Origin of the sequence: Catenulispora rubra (assembly GCF_015356825.1) — a bacterium.
GTDB classification, from domain to species: Bacteria; Actinomycetota; Actinomycetes; order Streptomycetales; family Catenulisporaceae; genus Catenulispora; species Catenulispora rubra.
The window spans coordinates 45,072-63,103 of sequence record NZ_JAACYW010000032.1; the positions used below are offsets into that span (position 1 = coordinate 45,072).

The following is an 18,032-nucleotide window of genomic DNA, read 5'->3' on the forward strand; positions in this document are numbered from 1 at the left end:
CGCCCCTGACCGGGACGGCGCCGCCGTCACGCCCGGCTCACCCCATCCGCGCGCCCCCGGCCGGCGTCGGGAAGTCCCCGGCCGGCAGCCGGGGCGCGCCCGGCGAGTCCTTGGAGATCCCCTCATCGACCATGGTCGGGGAGAAGTTGCCGATGACCGTGGCCTTGACGGAGTCGTAGTAGTCGGGGAAGTACGTCCCCAGGCACCGCTTGTACAGGAAGTCGTCCTGCCACTGCTCGATGGGCACCGCGGTGTCGCCCTCCAGCACCGCGACCGGCACGTGGGCGAAGATGTCGTCGAACTTCACGTCCGAGTGGCCCGTGTTGAGGAACTCCTCGATGCGCTGGCGGGACATCGCCGCCGCGGTGCCGGCGGCTGCCGCGCCCGCCTCGTCGGACTCGCTGAGCAGGGTGTCGTCGCCGCCGGTCTTGAAGTGCTCGCCCTTGCCGTTGACGACGACCAGGCCGATCTTGTTCAGCGCGTCGTGGACGAACCCGGCCGCGGCCTGCGCCTGCGCGTTGTTCAGGAACTCCAGGTAGAGCTGGTAGTTGGCGTCCCGCTCCTCGGGCGTCCCGCCGGTCACGCCGGTGCCCTCGACCCGGTTGTCGTAGCCGGCGCGCTCCTGCGCGGTCTGCGGGTCGGTGACGCCCTGGCCGTCGAGGCGCTGGTGCTCGTTGGTCGGCGCGTTCTCCGACGGCGGCCGGTACAGATCCCGGGCGGAGAGGCCGGGCTGCATGTAGGAGGGCATCGCGTACTTCACGGCCTCGCTGGGCTCGCCGTTGTTCGGGTCCTTCTTGCCGGCCAGGTACTCCAGCCACCACTGCATCACCAGGGTCTTGTTGATCAGGTGCCCGGCGGCGAAGGAGTCCTCCAGGAAGTGGTCGCCGTAGCCGTTCTTGAGCAGCGCCTGCCGGGCGTGCTCGGCCACGTCCACCGAGATGTTCAGCGGGACCGTGCCGGCCCGGCTGTCGAAGTGCGCCTTGGCCTCCTCGACCGCCTCGTTGTGGAACTCCTCCCAGCGGTGCCACGAGTACGGCGCGAAGTGGCAGGCGTTGCGGGACAGCAGGCCCTTGTACCGGTCGGTGCCCAGCTGCGCCGTGGCGTCGTCGAGGGCGGTGACCTCGCCCGCCGCGTCCAGGCTCTCGAAGCCGATGAACTCCATCCAGTGGGTGGCCATCCCCTCCATGCCCGGGCTGTAGGCGCTCAGGCCGAGTTTGTCCCCGATCCAGTTCGCCACGCCGGCCAGGCCCGCAGCGCCGCTGCCGTGCGTGTACGCCGCGCTCGCGACGCCGTCGCGCATCTTCTGCAGGACCGGTATCAGCTCCTCGGCCGACATCGAGTCGGCCACCGACGGGTCCGGCAGGTAGTCCGACAGTGCGTTGACCTCGCCGTTGCTGGCCCACAGGCCGCTGCCCCGGAACTGGATCCAGCGGATGTCCGCGAAGTCCTTCTCAGCGGTCGGGTTGCCCCTGGGGTTGTCCCTGAAGAACAGCATCCGCTTCTGCAACATCGCGAGCAGGTGCCGGCGGTTGTTCAGGTTGACGTCCGGGCCGCCGGCCGCCGCGGCCAGGTCGGCCGGCTTGGTGTCGCCGAGCATCGTGTGCTCCCAGGACGCGTGCCGGGCCAGGCAGGCGCCGGTGCCGTTGGGCACGGCGACCGGCGCCGCGCCGGGACCGCCGGGACCGCCGACGTCGGCACCGGCACCAGCGCCGGCGCCGCCTCCGGCACTGCCGCCGCCCGCGGGGCTGCGCCGCGCCAGCAGCGCGTCGGCGACCGTGTCGGCGTCCCGCTCGGCCCGGTCGGCCGGATCGCTGACCGTCATCTCGCTGGCGAGCGAGGGTCCGCTGTCCTGCTGGAGGGTGTGCGTGACCTCGTGGGCGAGCAGCCAGTAGCCGGTGGAGGAGCCGGGGTCGTACTGGTTCCGGCCGAAGTACACGTCCTGGCCGACGGTGAACGCCTGCGCGCTGATGTCAGAGGCCATCGACGCGGACACGGTGTCGGTGTGCAGCCGCACCGACGACAGCGAGACGCCCAGGCCGGACTCCAGGTCCCGGCGGGGCTGCTCGGGGATCGGCTCTCCGCCGGAGGGCAGCCGGCTGGCGAAGCCGTCCGGGGCCTCGGCGCGGCCCTGGGCCGAGCGCAGCAGGCGGCCGATGGCGGCGTTGCCCGCGTCGGCCGGGACGGGTAGCGGCGCCTGGACGTCCACGGCCGGCGCGGGTGCCGGGGCGGACGTCGGGCCGGTCGTCGGGCCGGTCTTCGGCCCGGATGTCGGGCCGGATGTAGGGCCGGTGTGGTCGGCGTGTCGGCCGATGTGGTCGTGAGCCGGCTCTGTGAGCCGCCTGCGCAGGTTCATGTGGATCCCCCTCCGTGTCCGGGCCCGGGATTGTCAGGGCTCGAAGTCGTACCGCGGGCGCCCGCCGTCGGTGTGGCCGCCGCCAGCGCCCGGACCTGCGGCACCAGCCCCTCGCAGGTCCGTTGCAGCACCCGGGCCGCGCGCGCCAGGCCCGGATCCGACAGCCGGTCCTGAGCCGTCCGCGTCCAGTCCCGGTGCAGGCCGATCAGCTGCGCGAGCGCGTCCTGCGGCGAACTGTCCGGGGCCAGCGCGAGCCGCGCGGCCGGGGTCGTGCCCTGGCCGCCGAGCAGCCGCTCCATCGCCGCCAGCAGTTCCGGGCGCGCGGCGACCGCGCCCAGCCGCAGTTCCCCGAGCAGCCGGAGCTCGGCGAGCTCGTGCGCGCCGCCGCGGATCCGTTCCACTTCCTGCAGCAGCCGGCGCGCGCCCGGGACCGGGTCGAGGCGGGCCACGCTCTCCACGGCGCGCAGCGCTCCGTCCGCCTTCAACACGTCCCGGCGCTCGGCGAACTGGCTGAGCAGCAGGGTGCGCAGCTCTGTCAGACCGCTGCGATCGTGCAGCGCGGCCCGCAGCGCTTCTGCCTCGCGCACCCCGTCCCGGATCAGCGACAGGGTCAGCCGGACCCCGAAGAGCCCGAGGGCGTCGAGCAGCCGCCGGCGGGCGGACGGCGGCACCGGCACCGCGTTGTAGGGCGCGCAGAACCGGGTCGCGGACAGGACCAGCGCCGCCGTCGCCGCCGGGCCCGCGTCGGCCAGCGCGACCAGGTCGGCGAGGTCGGCTGCGGTGAGCGCGGCGGCGGCCTCGGCGAGCAGGCCGGCGACCGGCAGGACGGTGTACACCAGGCCGCGCAGCAGCGGGTCGGACCGGTACCCGGCCGCCGCCTGCGCCGCGTGCTCCAGGGCGCCGGGCACGCCGCCGCCGAGCTCGTCGGCCCGGGAGAGCACGCCGACGGCGTGGACCGGGCCGGTCCGGACGGACGCCGGATCGCGGAAGGCGTCGAGGAAGTCGACGTCGCTGGCGTGCAGGTGCCGCAGCAGGTACAGGACCGCGTCCACCTGGCCGGTGTCGTCCAGGAACTCCTCGGTGCGCCGGCCCGCCGACTCGGTGAGCGAGCCCAGGCCGGGGGTGTCGATCAGGGTCATGGTGCGCAGCTGCGGGCTCGGCAGGCCGACCTCGACGCGGTCCACGTCCTGCGGCCGCCGGCCGCCGAGGTCCAGGGCCCAGCCCCGCTCGGTGCGGTCCAGCGGCAGCCCGGCCGGCGGGCCGGAGCGCCCGAAGGCGGTCGCGGACGCCGCGGCGGCGTGCTCGTACCAGGTGACGACCCGGGTGCACTCGCCGGCGTCGGTGGCCGCGATCCGCGCTCCGACCAGCGCGTTGAGCAGGGTCGACTTGCCGGCCTTGACCCGGCCGACGATGGCCACGCGCAGCGGTCCGTCCAGCCGGGCGGCCACCGATGTCAGGGTGCTGCCGCCGGGGCGGCCGCGGTAGGTGCGCACGGCTTCGTCCAGCAGGGTTCGTACTTGGGATACGAGGCCGGTGGGTGGATTCGCGGTGGTCGCGCCGGTCGGCCCGCTCGGCCCGATCGGCCAACTTGGCCTCGCCGGCCCGTCCGGCGGGGGCGGGGGCGGCCAAGTCGGTCCCGTCGTTCCGGTCACCGGACACTCCCCGATCCGGCCAGCAGCTCGGCCCGCGCCAGCAGCTGCGAGACCTCGGCCACCTCGGTACGCGCCTGGTCCGTCCGGGTCTGGGCGGCCTGCCGGTCGGCGTACGCCGCGCGCTCCGCGGCCTGCTGTTCCTGCCGCACCGACGCCGTCAGCTCCGCGCTCTGGTCCAGGAAGTAGTCCCGCACCCGGCCCCGGCTGTGCCGGATGAGGTCGGCGGCCGCGCGGGCGGCGTCGGCGCGCGACTGGCCCAGATACGCCGCCACCGCGCGGCTCGCCTCGCCGCGTGCGGCGTCCAGCCGGCCGGTCCGGTAGCCGCCGACCGCCTTGGCCGCGAACGCCGTGCCCAGGACCGCGGTGATCGGCAGCGCGATCAGGAACCCCGGATGCAGCGTGGTGACCAGCAGCGTGGTCACCACCGAGCTGGACAGCGACCAGCCCCGCGCGGCCTGCATCCCGACCTCCAGCTTGCCGGCGCCCCGGCCGTCGAGCCGGCTCAGCGTCAGGCCGTCGGCCGGCCCGCCGGCGCCCCGCGCCACCGCGCCCACGTCCCCGGCGCCGGCGTCGAACACCGCCGAGACCTCGCCGGCCGCCTCGTCGATCAGGGCGAGCAGCCGGGTGTGGACGTCGGTCAGCTCCTGGTTGGTGCGGCGTTGCAGCCACGGCGTGATCTCCGGCCAGTCCCGGGTCGGATCGGACTCCTTGATCCGCTTGCCGGCCTCGGCCTCCAGGCGCCGGCAGGCCTCGGCGAGGTCGAGGTCGACCCGGGCCTGGATGTCGGCGAACCGGTCGTTGACGGTGTTCAGCCAGCGCGAGGCCTGCGCCCCGGACACCGCCAGCGCGCGCCGCCGCCGGTCCTCGACGCGGCGCAGCGTCTCAGCCCGCTGATCCGGCTCGGTGAGCGCGGGGTGCTCGGTGGACAGGGCGTCCGACAGCTGCCGCAGCGCTCCGTGCACCGCCGCCGCGGCCTGCTGCCGGGCCCGCTCGGCGCGCCGGGCCAGCAGCTGCGCGCCGATCCGGTCGACCAGCACCGGGAACCCGCTCTCGGCCAGCAGCGCCGGGTCGCCGGTGTCGAGCGCGAGCTCGCGCAGCGGCGCCGACACCGCGACGAGCTCCGCCTGGATCCCGGCGTCCCGCAGGTGCGCGCGGTCCAGGTCGAGGATCCGCCGCCACTGCGGGTACAGGTCGGTCTTCGTCATGACGCAGAGCACGTTCGGGCACACCGACGCCGCGTGCCGGAGGAATTCGACCTCTGCCGCGGTCAGTTCCTGGGAGGCGTCGGTCACCACGATCACGCCGTCGGCCAGCGACAGCGCGCGCATCGCGGCCGCCGCGCCGGCCGCGGCGAACCCGCCGCCGATGCCCGGGGTGTCCAGCAGCACCAGGCCGTCGCGGAGCAGTTCCCGGGGGAGCGCGATCTCGACGGTCCGCAGCGGGTTCCCGCTGTCGTCGGTGCCGCGCAGGGCATGGTCGGCGGCGGCGCGGACGTCGATCGGGACCGGCGCGGGCTCGGCGGGTGTGCGTTCGACTGCGGCGCCTTCGGACGGCAGGTGTTCGGATGGCAGGTGTTCGGACGGCAGGTGTTCGGACGGCACCGTCTCCCAGGGGCCCTCGGCACGGACCCAGGCCTCGGCGGTCGCCCCGTAGCGCACCACGGTCGGCACCGCCGTGTGCGCCACCGGATCGCTCCCGCACACCGGCACCCCGAGCAGCGCGTTGAGCACCGTGCTCTTGCCCCGCTTGAACTCCCCGGCCACCAGCACGTTCCAGGCCCCGGACGCCAGCCGCCGCTTGCTCAGCACCAGCTTCTCGGCCAGGTCCGGACGCTCCGCGGCGCGGGCGCGCGCGGCGGACTCGTCGAGCAGGCGCACCAGCTCGACGGTGCGGGTGGCGTCGGTCACTTGGTCCATGGGCTCAGGGTCCATGGGCTTCAGTGGATGCCCGCGTCGTGCACGTCGCCGTGGTCGACGTGGTGATCGTAGTGGCTGTGCTGGTCGGGCTCCGGATACCAGAGCATGGCGCTCGCCAGTGCGGGGTCGGTGTGGTCGACGGCGTCTGCGGCGGTGTGGTCAGTGCTGTCGTGGCCGGTGCTGTCGTGATCGGTGCCGTCCGCGCCGCCGTGGTGATCGGTGTCGAGGTGATCGGTACCGAGGTGATGGTCGGTCGAGTCGTGGCCCGCGCTGTGGTCCGCCGTGGTGTCCGTGACGTGTCCGGCCGCGTCCACGGCATGATCCGCCGCCGGTGCGGCGGTCATCTGCTGGCTGGCGTTGAGCACCGACGCGTGCGTGTCCATCGCATGCGGATCGGCCGCGAGTCGGGCCTCGAAGTTGCTCACCAGGTCGCCAGTGGTCTGCTGATGGGCGGCGGCTTGATGGGCGGCGGCCGGGGCCGCGGGGGCCGGCGTGCTCGAAGCAGCGGTCGCAGGCGCCGCGGCCGTCGGCGTGCCGGGGGAGAGCCCCGGGATCACCGCGGCGTAGTTGAACCGCGTGGTGTTCGCGTTCCAGGAGCCGACTCCGTAGGCGGGGCCGAGGGCTTCCATGGTCTTGCCGTCGCCGAGGCTGATCGCGACGTGGCCGTGCTCGGGCTGCCCGTCGTCCGGATTCGAGCTGAAGTTGAACAGCAGCGCGCCCGGGGTGTGCACGGCCTGGTCCACCGGGATCACGTGGCCGCCGTGCTTGAGGAACTCGTACTGCTCCGAGGCGGTGCGCGGCATGCTGATGCCGACCCGGTGCGTGGCCCACTGCACCAGGTCCGAGCAGTCGAAGGCGCTCGGGTGCGGGTTGTCGAAGTCCGCGTTGGCGCCGTAGATGTACTGGTCTCCGGTCTGTGCCACGGCCGAGTGCAGGAACTCCTGGAGGCGTGCGGCGTCAGCGCTCTGCGTCGCCGGCGACGGAATGGTCGGAACCGGCGGGGCCGCGGTGTGGTCGGACGTGGGCGTGGTCGTGGAGTCCGGCGCGGTCGGTGTCACCGGTGCTGTCGGTGTTGTCGGCTGCGTCGGGGTGGTCGGGATGGTCGGCGTGGCGGGCGCCGTCGGTGTGGCCGCCGCGGCCGGCGTGCTGCCCGCCAGCGGAATGCCGTAGTCCGCGCCGAGCCGGACGTCGCCGTCGGCGGTCGCGGTGTGGCCGGGGGCGTCAAGGGTCTGCGTTCCGGTTCCGGTTCCGGTGGTGGTTCCAGTCGGGGTCCCGGTCGTGGTGGCCGGAGCGGCGAGCGGGATCCCGTAGTCCGCGCCCGGCCGGGTGTCATGCCCCGCCGCGGCGCCGACGCTGGAGTCCGGCGTGGCGGCGGCGTTGGCGACAGTCACAGCGTTGGAGCCGTCCGCAGCGCTCGTGCTGTTCGCGGCATTGGTGTTGGCGGCAGCGGCAGCGGTGGTCGCCGTGGTCGTCGGCGGAGGCGTGATCGCCTGGTCCTCGGTGGTGGGGGCGCCGGTCGTCGTCACCTGCCCGCCGGCGGACACGCTCCCGGTCGGGTCGGCGACGGCGTGGATCCCGCCGCCGGCACCGGCCGCCGAACCCGCGCTCTCGTGGTCGCCGTACGCGGCGGTGCCGGTCCAGACGCCGTGGCCCGGGCCGTCGCCGTACGCGATCGCCGCCTGCTCGGCGTCGGCCCGGTAGCGCAGGTACCGCGCGGCCGCGCCGCCGTGCGTCGTGGTCCACGGCGACATGTCCTTGCCGCCGTTGGAGACCAGGAACGCGGCTTTGGCATTCTGCACCGGGTCGTACAAGTTCGGGAATTGCGCCAGCAGATCGGGATGCGCCAGGGCGTTGATCTGCCACAGTCCGCGGCTGTCCTCGTTGACCGGGTTGTGCGAGCCGGTATTCCCGCCGGATTCGGCGAGCGCGACCGCGGTCATGGTCGCGGACTGGTCCGGCGAGAAACCGGCCTGCCGCGCCACGGCGTAGATCATCTCAGCGGATATCCTGGGCACACATGTAAGGGTAATGCGCCGGGGTTGTCTGGTTGTATCTTTTCCTTGCGCATCAGGGTGATCACTGATGCGCGGGGGAGGGGGAGAAATGCCCGACGACGACGTGTCGCGGCGGGATCGGACGACGCCTTGGGAGGCTTTCGCCGACACGCTGCTGCAACGGGAAGCGTTGATTTGTCGTGTGGCTATGGGGAGATCCCCTAGGGATTTCGCCGGAATGTATGTCGACGATCGTGAGGCGGAGCAGATCCTGGCCACACTGCCGGGCCTGACGGGTCCCTCGCCGGAGCAGGTCGGTGTGGTGCGGGCCCGGCTGCGGCCGGTGATGGACAAGGCGGAAGCGTGGTTCGAGACCTCGTTGGCCGACGGCCTGGCCGCGTCCCGGGGGTCCGAGTCAGCCGCCGCGTTCACCGCATCCGATCTATCCGGTGCATCCGATGCGGCTGCCGCAGTCGACGATTCCGGATCCGACTTCGCCCGCCTGGTGGCCGTCGCGCGCCTCAACGGTGTTGATGCTCGCGTGCTCGCGGTGCTGGCGGCCGTGGAGATGTCCCCGCATCGCATGCGTCTGGTCACGTACCTCCAGGACAACGTCCAGCTGCCCCGGCTCACTGTGGCGAGCATGGACCGGATGGTGCCCGGCGCGGCCCGGCGCCTGGCGCCCGGGGCTCCGCTGCGGCGGTCCGGGCTGGTGCAGACGGCGCCGGACGGGCCGTGGGCCACCCGGATGTGCTGGCCGGCCGAACGCGTCGTGTGGGCGCTGGCCGGCGACGACTCGCCCGACCCCGGGCTCCCGTCGGGGGCCGTCCGGCTGGACGCCGCGGATCCGCAGGCCACTGATTCGGCCACTGGTTCGGCCACTGATTCGGCGGCTGATTCGGCCACTGGTTCGGCGGCGGAGCCCGAGCTGCTGCTGGTGTCCGGTTCGGACGCGGACAGCCGGCTGGCCGCCGTCCGCCGCGCCTGGCCCGGCCGCCGGCTGCTGGTGACCCGGCCGCCGGCCACCGAGCAGGAGTGGTCCGCGGTGGCGCGCGAGGCGGCGGTCGGGGGCCGGGCCGTGCTCCTGCGCCTGACCGGGACCCTCGACCCGGCCGCCGCCGACCGGGTCGCGACCCTGACCGAGCTGAGCTGGGCCTTCAGCTCCCCGCGCGAGCTGGCGCTGGACACCCTGCCGGCGCGGCCGTGGTCCGAGGTCCGGCTGGAGTCCGAGGCCGCCGACGCCGCGGACTGGCAGCGGGTGCTCGGCGTGCCGCCGGACCCGGCGTACCCGCTGTCCCGCGAGCAGCTGCGGCTGGTCGCCGCGGCCTGCGGCGGCGACCCGGCCCGGATCGGGGACGCCGTGCGGCGCCTGGCCGGCGGACACCTGGACGGGCTCGCGGTGCGGGTCCGGCCCCGGCGGACGATGGCCGACCTGGTGCTGCCGGCCGACGAGACCGCCCGGCTTCGGGAGCTGACGGCGCGCTGCCGCGGCCGCGGGGTGGTCTACCGGGACTGGGGTTTCCTGCCGCTGCCGTCCAGGGGAGTGGTCGCGCTGTTCTCCGGGCCCTCGGGGACCGGCAAGACGCTGGCCGCCGAGGTGGTCGCCGGCGAGCTCGGGCTGGACCTGTACAAGGTCGACCTGTCGTCGGTGGTGAGCAAGTACATCGGCGAGACCGAGCAGAACCTGGAGCAGATCTTCCAGGCCGCCTCGGCCGGCGACCTGGTGCTGTTCTTCGACGAGGCCGACGCGCTGTTCGGCAAGCGCTCGGAGGTCGGCGACGCGCACGACCGCTACGCCAACATCGAGGTCGCGTACCTGCTGCAGCGCCTGGAGACCTACGACGGCCTAGTGGTGCTGGCCACCAACCTGCAGCGCAACATCGACGACGCGTTCCTGCGCCGCATCTCGGTGTCCATCGACTTCGCCGCCCCGGACGAGGAGCACCGCCGCCGCATCTGGGAGCAGGCGTTCCCGGACACGGCGCCGGTGGACGTCCTGGACTTCGGCTACCTGGCCCGGCAGTTCAAGATCACCGGTGGCGTCATCCGCAACGCGGCCCTCGCCGCGGCCTTCCTGGCCGCCGAGACCGCGGGCGGCAGGATCACCATGGAGACGGTGGTCCTCGCGCTCAAGCGCGAGTTCCAGAAACTCGGGCGCCTGCGCACCGAGGTCGATTTCGGGCCCTACTTCTCGCTCGTGGACGGGGATCACGATGTTCCATCTTCTTGATGAGTCACTGGAGGAGTTCCTGCGCACGGCGGTGCCCCTCCCGGCACGCGAGATCGACATCTCCTTCGCCGCCCCGGACAAGGACTGGGCCGCCAAGGTGTCGCGCCCGACGATCAACCTCTACCTGTGGGACGTCCGCCGGAACCTGAAGGACGGCGAACTCGGCATGGTCGAGGTCCGCGACTCCACCGGCCGCCTCAGCCGCCGCGCGCCACTACCGCGCGTCGACTGCCGCTACCTGGTCACCGCCTGGACCGCCGACGTCCGCGACGAGCACTCCCTCCTCGGCGCCGCACTGGTAGCGCTGCTGAAGTACTCCGAACTGGAGCGGCGTTACCTGAAGGGCGCGTATCAGGACATTGAGCCGGTGCCCGCGATCGAGATCGGCGCCGGCGACGGCCGCGACAACTCCGACTTCTGGTCGGCCCTCGGCGGCCAGTTCAAACCCGGCCTGGACCTGACAGTCACCGCCACGGTGGACGCGGCGCTGCTGACCCCGGTCGGCCCGCCGGTCGAGCGGCTGACGATCACGACGAGCACGACGGCTGCCACGGACGCCGCGGGCGCCCCGGCTGCTGCGGCCGCCTCGGCCGACGGCGGCGGCGCGGACGCCCGCACCTACGTCGCCGGCCGCAGCGACCACCCGGCGGGCACACCGGTGTCCACCGACCACGGCGCGACGACGGTCGCCGCCGACGGCACGTACCTGGTGCCGGCCGAACCGGGAGACGAGGTGCGGGTCGAGGGCGACGTCGTGGGGCAGGTCGGGGAGAGCGGTCCGGTGCGGTAGGCGGGGCACGTCACGCTTCATTTGAGGACGAACGCGGTGCCGCACTAGTGTCCCCGATCATGACCTCGAAGACGACCGATCATCCCGCCTGGGCCGCGCCCTACCTGGCCAAGCTCGGCGTCGACGACCCGGAGACCCTCGGTGCTCCGTCGCTCGACACTCTGCGGCGACTTCACCGCGCACACGTCGAGCTCATCGCCTTCGAGAACTTCGACATCCAGCTCGGACGCCCGCAGGGCATCGACCCGGCCGAGTCCATAGCCCGTATCCTGGCCGGCCGGGGCGGCTACTGCTTCAACCTGAACAACGCCTTCGCCGAGCTGCTGACCGTCCTGGGGTACGACGTCACCATGCATCGCGGCCAGATCAACGGCTCCGCCGAGACCGCCAAGGCGAGCGCCGACGAATACGACACGCACATGGCCCTCACCGTCGTGATCGACGGCGAACGCTGGTCGGTCGACGTCGGCCTGGCCAACTCGCACCACGAGCCCATCCCGCTCCGGGAGGGCGTGCACACCCAGGGCCCCTTCACCTTCGAACTGCGGCCGCTGCCCGAGATCGGCCCGAACGCCTGGCGGTTCCACACCGACCCGGCGCAGACCACCTTCCACAGCATGGACTTCACCCTCGCGCCGGCCACGTGGGAGGACTTCAAGAGCTTCCACATCCATTTGTCGACCTCGCCGGAGGCCCCCTACGTCAAGTGGTTCGAGCTCTTCCGCCGCGACGCCGCCTGCGCCGAGTACGTGCTGGGCGACACGTACACGCGCGACGAGGGAGCCGGACAGCGCACGACACGCCTGCTCGAGTCCGCCGCCGAGCTGTTCAAGATCGCAACGGACGTGTTCCACCTGGACCTCTCGGACGTCGACGACGCCGACCGCGAAGCCATGTGGGACCGCATCCAGATCGCCGAGGCGGAGTGGCGCGCGAAGCGTCAAGCGGCCGAGGACTAGCCTGTGCCGGCCGGCCCCGTCCGACAAGCCGAACAGCGTCTGAACCCGGCGGACGTCACCGCCGGTGATGCGGATGTCCTCCACGATCCGATCCTCGCCGATACGGTGCCGCATATGACCGAGTCCACTGATCTGCGCGCGACGAGAGATTCCTATGACACCGTCGCCGCCAGCTACGCCGAGCTGATCAAACTGGACCTCGAACGCACGCCGTACGACCGCGCGATGCTCGGCGAGTTCGTGGAACTCGTCCGGGAATCCGGGCCGGTCGGCGACATCGGGTGCGGTCCTGGGCACCTGACGGCGTATCTGGATGCGTCGGGAGTGGCTGCGTTCGGGATCGACCTCTCGCCGGGGATGGTCGAGATCGCCCGGAAGAAGAATCCGGCGCTCCGCTTCGAAGTCGGGTCGATGACGGCGCTGGAGCTGGCCGACGGCGGACTCGGCGGCGTCGTCTCCTGGTACTCGATCGTCCATATGGCGCTGGAGCAGCTGCCGACGGTGTTCGCAGAGTTCTTCCGGGTTCTCGCTCCGGGCGGGCACCTGCTCCTGGCCTTCAAGGCGGGCGACAGGAAGTCCCCGCTGAACCACGCGTACGGACACGATGTGTCCCTTACCGTCTACTGGCAGTCGCCCGAGCGCGTAGCCGAGCTGTTGGAGCAGGCCGGATTCGCGGTCCAGGCACGGCTGGTCCGCGCGCCGAGCGAGATGGACAAGGGGCCGCAGGCGTTCGTGCTGGCGCGTAAGCCGGCGGCTGACTGACAAGGACGCGGCCAGCCTGGCGGATTCCGCTGGCCCGGCCCTCCGCAAGCTGTCCACTCGGGCCGTACGAAACCGCTGCAAACAGTACGTAGAACCCCACTGGCGACGCCGGGGATACGGCGCCGCCACCTCTGCTGCAATCCGTTCAGCCGTGCTGCGCCTCCGCAGACCTGTGTCGGCGTCTCGACGTCTCGACGCCGGGCCTGCGGTGCGGAATGCGGCGGGTCAGTTGACGATGATCTGGCCTGCGTAGGACGGGATGTAGGCATTGCCGGGGCTCGGCTGCATGTACCAGAGATGGTCGTCGAACCCGTGGTCGGCCCAAGCCTGGTTGGAGCAGGTGTACACGGTCAGCTTGGCGTCGTCGACCTGGTCGCTGCCGTCGCTCGCCCAGCCGGCCACGTCGAGGCAGAGCCCGTCCGAGTAGTTCCTGATCTCCGAGCCGAGGTAGGTGCCGCCGGAGGTGATGACCGGCAGGACCTCCCACTCCTGGTTGTCGTTGCCTGCCGGGGTCGTGCAGTTGTAGGTGTACACGGAGGTCCCAGCGGGATCCGAGCCGTAGCCGGGCAGGTCCAGGCAGAGGTTGCCACCCGCCGGAGGGGTGCTCAGCGTGTTGCGGATCCAGTAGAGCGGAATGGTGCCGTTCGCCGCCGTGCCCACCTGCTGGAGGTACCACATCTGGTTGTCGCCACTGCCCCAGATGCAGTCGTGCTGCTGGAGCTGGTCGTTGAGCGTGGGTGCGTAGGCACCCGGCAGGTCGGCGCAGTAGCCGGTCTGCGCGTTGACGAGAGTGAACGTGGTCGTCGAGGCGCTCGCAGGAGAAGTAGCACTCAGCGCAAGCCCGACGACCGCGGCAAGAACAGGGAGGCGTCGCCGACCGCCGAGCAGGCGTCCGAGTCGCTTCATCATCATGTGGCCCTCCGATGAGATCCAAGAGGTGGTCTTCCTTCCGCCACGAATCCTTGGCCACCTCGTGTGACGTTGTCGAACCCTGATTCACAGATGACGAGAAGACGGGACGAGGTTTGTGCTGACCTGCGAAGGACCGGGGGCGCCGTGACGACGGCCCGGGACGACGACGGTTCGGGAAGAACCCCGAAGCGCCCCCTCCCGAAGCCGGGGCCTGTTTCGGGGCCGTGTCCGCCGCACCTGGTTCGACCGGGGCGTGGATGGCTTCCGGATCGGCGTCGAGTACGGGATGGTGAAGGACTCACGCCCGAGTCCGAACCCGAAGCACCGTTTGATCACCTGTCCTCTATATCTGCCGCGCGTTTTAATGCACTTAGATGGTGTGGATACTTCCGCCTGCGCCTGGAGGGACACTCGGATGCTCATCACATTCCGCCGGGACGGCCGTGGCCAGGCCCATGACCAGGGCCGCCAGCCCGGCCGCGCCGGCCGCCGGCCCTGGAGCGCGGCCCCCGATCCGGTCGGTCTGCCGGCCGAGGTGCTGGAGCGGCACGGGGCCGCGGTTCTGCGGCCGGCGACCGCCGCGACCTTCGCCGGGGCGCCGACGCCGCGGACCACCATCTACCGCACCGGTGTGCTTCAGCTGCCTGAGAGCTTCCTCGCGCCGGGCAGCGCCGTGCTGCTGGCGCGGTTGAACGAGATCCTCGCGGGCATCGGCTACCGGCTGGCCGCGGAGCGGGTCCTGCGGTTCGCCGATCTGCCCCCGGCTTTCAAGCGGCCGCGCCGTCTTCCTGATCTGCTGCGGCGCGTGCGGCTGGAGGTCCTTCCGGGGAGCGTCGCGCGTCCGGTCGACGCGTGGACCGCGCTGCAGACGTTGCGCGCCGCCGCTGCCGTCGAGCCCGGCATTGCCGCAGCGGTGGCCCGGATCGAGCTCGAGCACCTGCTGGTCGGGGCCTCCCTGTACGGCGATCCGTCGACCGAGGGGCATCCGTCCACCGAGGGGCACCCGTCGACCGAGGGGCATCCGGGGCCTGCGACGTACTCGCGGGGCGGCACCGGGGGCCGGGCGCCGGTCGACGTGATCATGTCTGCACCGCGGCGCTGCGACCTCGGCCGGCTCGGCGGCCGGCGTCCGGTGGTTGCGGTGCTGGACACCGGTATCGGGCCGCATCCGTGGCTGGACTGTTCCACGTCGCCCGCCGCGGACGACTTCGTGTATCTGGACACTGCGACGCAGTGGCTGATCTTCGCGCGGGAGGTGCTCGACGACAAGGACCAGCCTCTCCCCGGTCCGATCGAGGCCCCGGTGTACGACTCGCCGCTGCTCGGGGAGCTGGACACGCACGCCGGGCACGGGACGTTCATCTCCGGCGTCATCCGGCAGGCTGCTCCGGATGCGAAGGTGCGCAGCGTGCGGATCATGCATGACGACGGTGTCGTCTATGAGAACGATCTGCTGGTGGTACTGGCGACGTTGCTGGAAGACGTCCAGGATGTGCAGAGCGGTGCGGCACCGGCGGACTTGTTCGTGGACGTGATCTCGCTGTCTGCCGGCTACTACTCCGAGAACGCCGAGGACGTTGCCTACACGTCGCAGCTTGAGGAGATCGTCATCTCGCTCGGGGAGTGCGGAGTGCTGTTCGTGGCCTCGGCCGGGAACGACTCGACCGAGCGTCCCTGCTACCCGGCGGCGCTGTCGCCGCTGCCTGACGGCACGCCGGCGGTGTGGAGCGTGGGGGCGCTGAATCCCAACGGCAGCAAGGCTTTCTTCAGCAACGACGGGCCCTGGGTTCGTTGCTGGGCCACCGGCGCGGCGGTCGTAAGCACCTACCCGACCGACTACGACGGCAGCCAGAAGCCGCTGGACTCGCTGCCCGAGGAGAACGCGCCCGGGCTGCCCCCGCGCCGGGAGACGATCGACCCGGACGACTTCGCCTCGGGCTTCGCGACCTGGAGCGGGACCTCGTTCTCGGCGCCGCTGGTGGCCGCGGCGCTGGCGGCGACGTTGTTGTTCGAGTCCGAGCGGGACCCCGGGATGAGCCTGGGCGACTTCGATCCGGCGCACACGGTCGCGCGTGCGGCGCGTGCGGTGCGGACGCTGGGAGGGTGAGGGACGTGCAGGAGGCGGCAGCGGCGCGCGGTTCGGCTGGTGAGCGTGGTCTGGTCGGTTGGGATCCTGTTCCCGGCGACGTCGGGGCGGCAGGTACGCCCGGCACGGCCGGGCCGGTCACCGGCACCGGCATCCCCGGCATCCCCGGCATCCCCGGCACGGCCGAGCCGGTCACAGGTATCGGCACCGCCACCGGCATCGGCACCGCCACCGGCATCCCCGGCGAGCGCGCCGAGCGCCTGGGCCGCCTCCTCGTCCTGGCCCAGTCCGGCGACCGCGAAGCCCTGCACGCGATCGTCGCCGAGCTCACCCCCCTGCTCTGGAACGTCGCCCGCGGCCAGGGCCTGGACCACGCCGACGCCGAGGACGTCGTGCAGTCGGTGTGGCTGAGCCTGGTCGCCCGGCTGACCCGCATCGACACGCCGACCGCCCTGGTCGCCTGGCTGGCCACGGCCTGCCGCCGGGAGTCGTGGCGCTCGCGCTCGGCCCGCGAACGGGCCCGCGCCCTGGAGCCCGAACGGCTGGCCGAACTCGCCGAACTGGCCGAGTCCACCGGCACCGCCGCGCCGGCCGAGCACGCCGAGGAGCGAGTGCTGGCCGATGAGCGGATGCGGGTGGTCCGCTCGGCACTGGACCGGCTGAGCCCGCGCTGCGCCGAGCTGCTGCGGACGCTCGCCCTGGTCGAACGTCCCGACTACACGGTGGTCGCCCGGGCGCTGGGCATGCCCCGCGGATCCATCGGACCCACGAGGGGCCGGTGCCTGGCGAAACTCAGAGCCCAGCTGCAGGCCGACGCGGGATGGAGTGCGGTGTGTCCGTGAGCGACGACCCGCGGGACCCGCCCGAGGCCGTGGACGGCGAGGACCAGCCGCTGGACTCGGTCGATCTGGCGATCCTCGACGACATCAGGGCCCTGTTCGCCGCCGCCGACCCCGTTCCGTCCGGCCTGGTGGCGCGTACGGCCTTCGCCATCGACCTGGTCGGGGTGGAGGACGAGATCGCCCGCCTGGAACCGGTGGGGCTGCGTGCGGCCGGCGCGCGCGGTGCCGAGGAGAGCCGGACGATCACCTTCGACAGCGAGAGTCTGACGATCGTGGTCCAGGCCAGTCCTGCCGGGGCCACGCTGCGGGTGGACGGCTGGCTGGCGCCGCCGGCCGTGCGCCGGGTGCGGCTGCGCGCCGGGGAGGTCGACTTCGCGACGGAGTCCGATGAGCTTGGGCGGTTCGTGGTGCTGGACGTGCCGCGGGGGCTGGTGCAGATCGTCGTCGAAGGCGAGGACGAAGACGGGGACGGGGACGAGAGCGCGGACGTGGACGGGGATTCGGACGGGACCGGGGTGAGCCGGGTCCGGCAGGTGATCACGCCGGCGGTCGTGCTGTGAGCCGGATGTGGTGAGCGGTCGCCGACGGCCTCACGGGGGCGCTGCGGTGTTCGACACGGCACATGACACGGCAAATGACATGGCAAATGACATGGCATCTGATGCGGAATCCGATGCGGAATCCGATGCGGCCTTCGCGGAGGCGGAGCGGTTGCATCGGGCCGGGGTCGAGGCCACGGCGCGCGGGGAGCCCGCGGCCGCGGCGCGGGAGTTGCACCGGGCTTTGCGGCGGCTCGGGACCGCGCTGACCCAGTCCGATGACGCGTTGTCCGGGGCCGTGGGTCCTCGTCCGGAACGCCGCGCACTCGTCGCAAAGGTTCTGACCAGTCTTGCGCACGCCGAGGCCGAGCAAGGGCGGACCGCCCTCGGGTTCGCTCTCCTCGTACGCTGCGACGCGTTCGTCGATCCCGCCGATCCGCTCGCCCGCGGCACCCTCTATGGCCAGCGCGGACTGTTGCTCCTGCGAACCGGCAAGGCCGCGGCCGCGATCGCCGAGCTGGACCGGGCCGTCGAGATCCTGGATCCCGACGCCGAGCCGGTCGAGCTCGCCAGAGCTCTGCTCAACCGGACCGTGGCCCGGTTGGAGGTCGGTGAGTTCGCCGGTGCGCGCGCCGACTCTGTGCGCTGCCGGGAGCTGGCCGAGCGTGCCGGGCGGCCGGGGCTCGCGGCCAAGGCGCTGCACAACATCGGCTACTGCGATCTGGTCGAGGGGGATCTTCCGGCCGCGCTGCGGACGATCGGCGAGGCGGCGGACGGCACGGCCGGGGTCAGTCCGTCGTGGCGGTCGGTGGTGATGGTCGACATCGGCCGTGCGCTGCTTCAGGCCGGGCTGGCGTCGGATGCCGCGGCGGAACTGGACGCGGCGATCGATCTGTTGCGGCGCCAGCGGATGAGTCAGGACCTCGCCGAGGCTCAGGTGGTGCGGGCCGAGGCGGCGCTGTTGGGCGGGGACGCCGCGGCGGCGCGGGGCTGGGCG

Annotated in this window: 13 protein-coding genes; 8 read left to right on the forward strand and 5 right to left on the reverse strand. The window is 72.5% G+C overall.

Features of this window, described 5'->3' with window-relative positions; translation table 11 throughout:
* Positions 1–37 precede the first annotated feature (37 nt).
* From GWK61_RS12100 to GWK61_RS12115, 4 genes are all read right to left on the reverse strand, one after another.
* Positions 38–2,353: an eCIS core domain-containing protein gene (locus tag GWK61_RS12100; protein ID WP_194908426.1), complete on the reverse strand. Its 2,316-nt coding sequence runs from the start codon at positions 2,351–2,353 to the stop codon at positions 38–40.
* Complete coding sequence (locus tag GWK61_RS12105) at positions 2,350–3,846, reverse strand: dynamin family protein (RefSeq protein ID WP_194908427.1); 1,497 nt, start codon at positions 3,844–3,846, stop codon at positions 2,350–2,352. The genes GWK61_RS12100 and GWK61_RS12105 overlap by 4 nt, the downstream gene beginning before the upstream one ends.
* A gap of 155 nt (positions 3,847–4,001) precedes the next feature.
* Entirely contained in the window at positions 4,002–5,921 is a 1,920-nt protein-coding gene (locus GWK61_RS12110) for a dynamin family protein (protein WP_194908428.1), read from the reverse strand.
* A 20-nt stretch (positions 5,922–5,941) separates the two neighbouring features.
* Entirely contained in the window at positions 5,942–7,936 is a 1,995-nt protein-coding gene (locus GWK61_RS12115) for an NlpC/P60 family protein (protein ID WP_194908429.1), read from the reverse strand.
* 217 nt (positions 7,937–8,153) lie between these two features.
* Between GWK61_RS12115 and GWK61_RS12120 the strand changes: the two genes are divergently transcribed.
* From GWK61_RS12120 to GWK61_RS12135, 4 genes are all read left to right on the forward strand, one after another.
* The gene (locus GWK61_RS12120; RefSeq protein WP_228562170.1) at positions 8,154–10,145 is read left to right on the forward strand and encodes an AAA family ATPase; all 1,992 of its coding nucleotides are present in this window, start codon (positions 8,154–8,156) and stop codon (positions 10,143–10,145) included.
* Entirely contained in the window at positions 10,129–10,935 is an 807-nt protein-coding gene (locus GWK61_RS12125) for a Pvc16 family protein (protein ID WP_194908431.1), read from the forward strand. Before GWK61_RS12120 ends, GWK61_RS12125 begins: the two co-directional genes overlap by 17 nt.
* Before the next feature lie 59 nt (positions 10,936–10,994).
* Positions 10,995–11,894 (forward strand): arylamine N-acetyltransferase family protein, encoded by a 900-nt coding sequence (locus GWK61_RS12130; protein WP_194908432.1) that lies wholly within the window; start codon positions 10,995–10,997, stop codon positions 11,892–11,894.
* Between the two features lie 114 nt (positions 11,895–12,008).
* The gene (locus tag GWK61_RS12135; protein WP_194908433.1) at positions 12,009–12,656 is read left to right on the forward strand and encodes a class I SAM-dependent DNA methyltransferase; all 648 of its coding nucleotides are present in this window, start codon (positions 12,009–12,011) and stop codon (positions 12,654–12,656) included.
* 225 nt (positions 12,657–12,881) lie between these two features.
* Here the strand turns inward: GWK61_RS12135 and GWK61_RS12140 are convergent, their stop codons facing one another.
* On the reverse strand, positions 12,882–13,568 hold the full coding sequence (locus GWK61_RS12140) for an RICIN domain-containing protein (RefSeq protein ID WP_194908434.1): 687 nt from the start codon (positions 13,566–13,568) through the stop codon (positions 12,882–12,884).
* A gap of 415 nt (positions 13,569–13,983) precedes the next feature.
* Here GWK61_RS12140 and GWK61_RS12145 point away from each other — a divergent pair, with 415 nt between their 5' ends.
* The 4 genes from GWK61_RS12145 to GWK61_RS12160 all read left to right on the forward strand — a co-directional run.
* Complete coding sequence (locus GWK61_RS12145) at positions 13,984–15,675, forward strand: S8 family peptidase (RefSeq protein ID WP_194908435.1); 1,692 nt, start codon at positions 13,984–13,986, stop codon at positions 15,673–15,675.
* Entirely contained in the window at positions 15,672–16,496 is an 825-nt protein-coding gene (locus GWK61_RS12150; RefSeq protein WP_323747527.1) for an RNA polymerase sigma factor, read from the forward strand. The genes GWK61_RS12145 and GWK61_RS12150 overlap by 4 nt, the downstream gene beginning before the upstream one ends.
* The gene (locus tag GWK61_RS12155) at positions 16,493–17,056 is read left to right on the forward strand and encodes a hypothetical protein (protein ID WP_194908436.1); all 564 of its coding nucleotides are present in this window, start codon (positions 16,493–16,495) and stop codon (positions 17,054–17,056) included. Before GWK61_RS12150 ends, GWK61_RS12155 begins: the two co-directional genes overlap by 4 nt.
* 91 nt (positions 17,057–17,147) lie before the next feature.
* Positions 17,148–18,032 (forward strand): hypothetical protein (locus GWK61_RS12160; RefSeq protein WP_228562171.1); only part of this gene is annotated, 885 nt, incomplete at its 3' end.

Bases quoted from the DNA above. Each gene is read 5' to 3' on its own strand.
- GWK61_RS12100 (WP_194908426.1), bottom strand. From the start codon at position 2,353: ATGAACCTGCGCAGGCGGCTCACAGAGCCGGCTCACGACCACATCGGC.
- GWK61_RS12110 (WP_194908428.1), bottom strand. From the start codon at position 5,921: ATGGACCAAGTGACCGACGCCACCCGCACCGTCGAGCTGGTGCGCCTG.
- GWK61_RS12120 (WP_228562170.1), top strand. From the start codon at position 8,154: ATGTATGTCGACGATCGTGAGGCGGAGCAGATCCTGGCCACACTGCCG.
- GWK61_RS12125 (WP_194908431.1), top strand. From the start codon at position 10,129: ATGTTCCATCTTCTTGATGAGTCACTGGAGGAGTTCCTGCGCACGGCG.
- GWK61_RS12130 (WP_194908432.1), top strand. From the start codon at position 10,995: ATGACCTCGAAGACGACCGATCATCCCGCCTGGGCCGCGCCCTACCTG.
- GWK61_RS12135 (WP_194908433.1), top strand. From the start codon at position 12,009: ATGACCGAGTCCACTGATCTGCGCGCGACGAGAGATTCCTATGACACC.
- GWK61_RS12140 (WP_194908434.1), bottom strand. From the start codon at position 13,568: ATGATGATGAAGCGACTCGGACGCCTGCTCGGCGGTCGGCGACGCCTC.
- GWK61_RS12145 (WP_194908435.1), top strand. From the start codon at position 13,984: ATGCTCATCACATTCCGCCGGGACGGCCGTGGCCAGGCCCATGACCAG.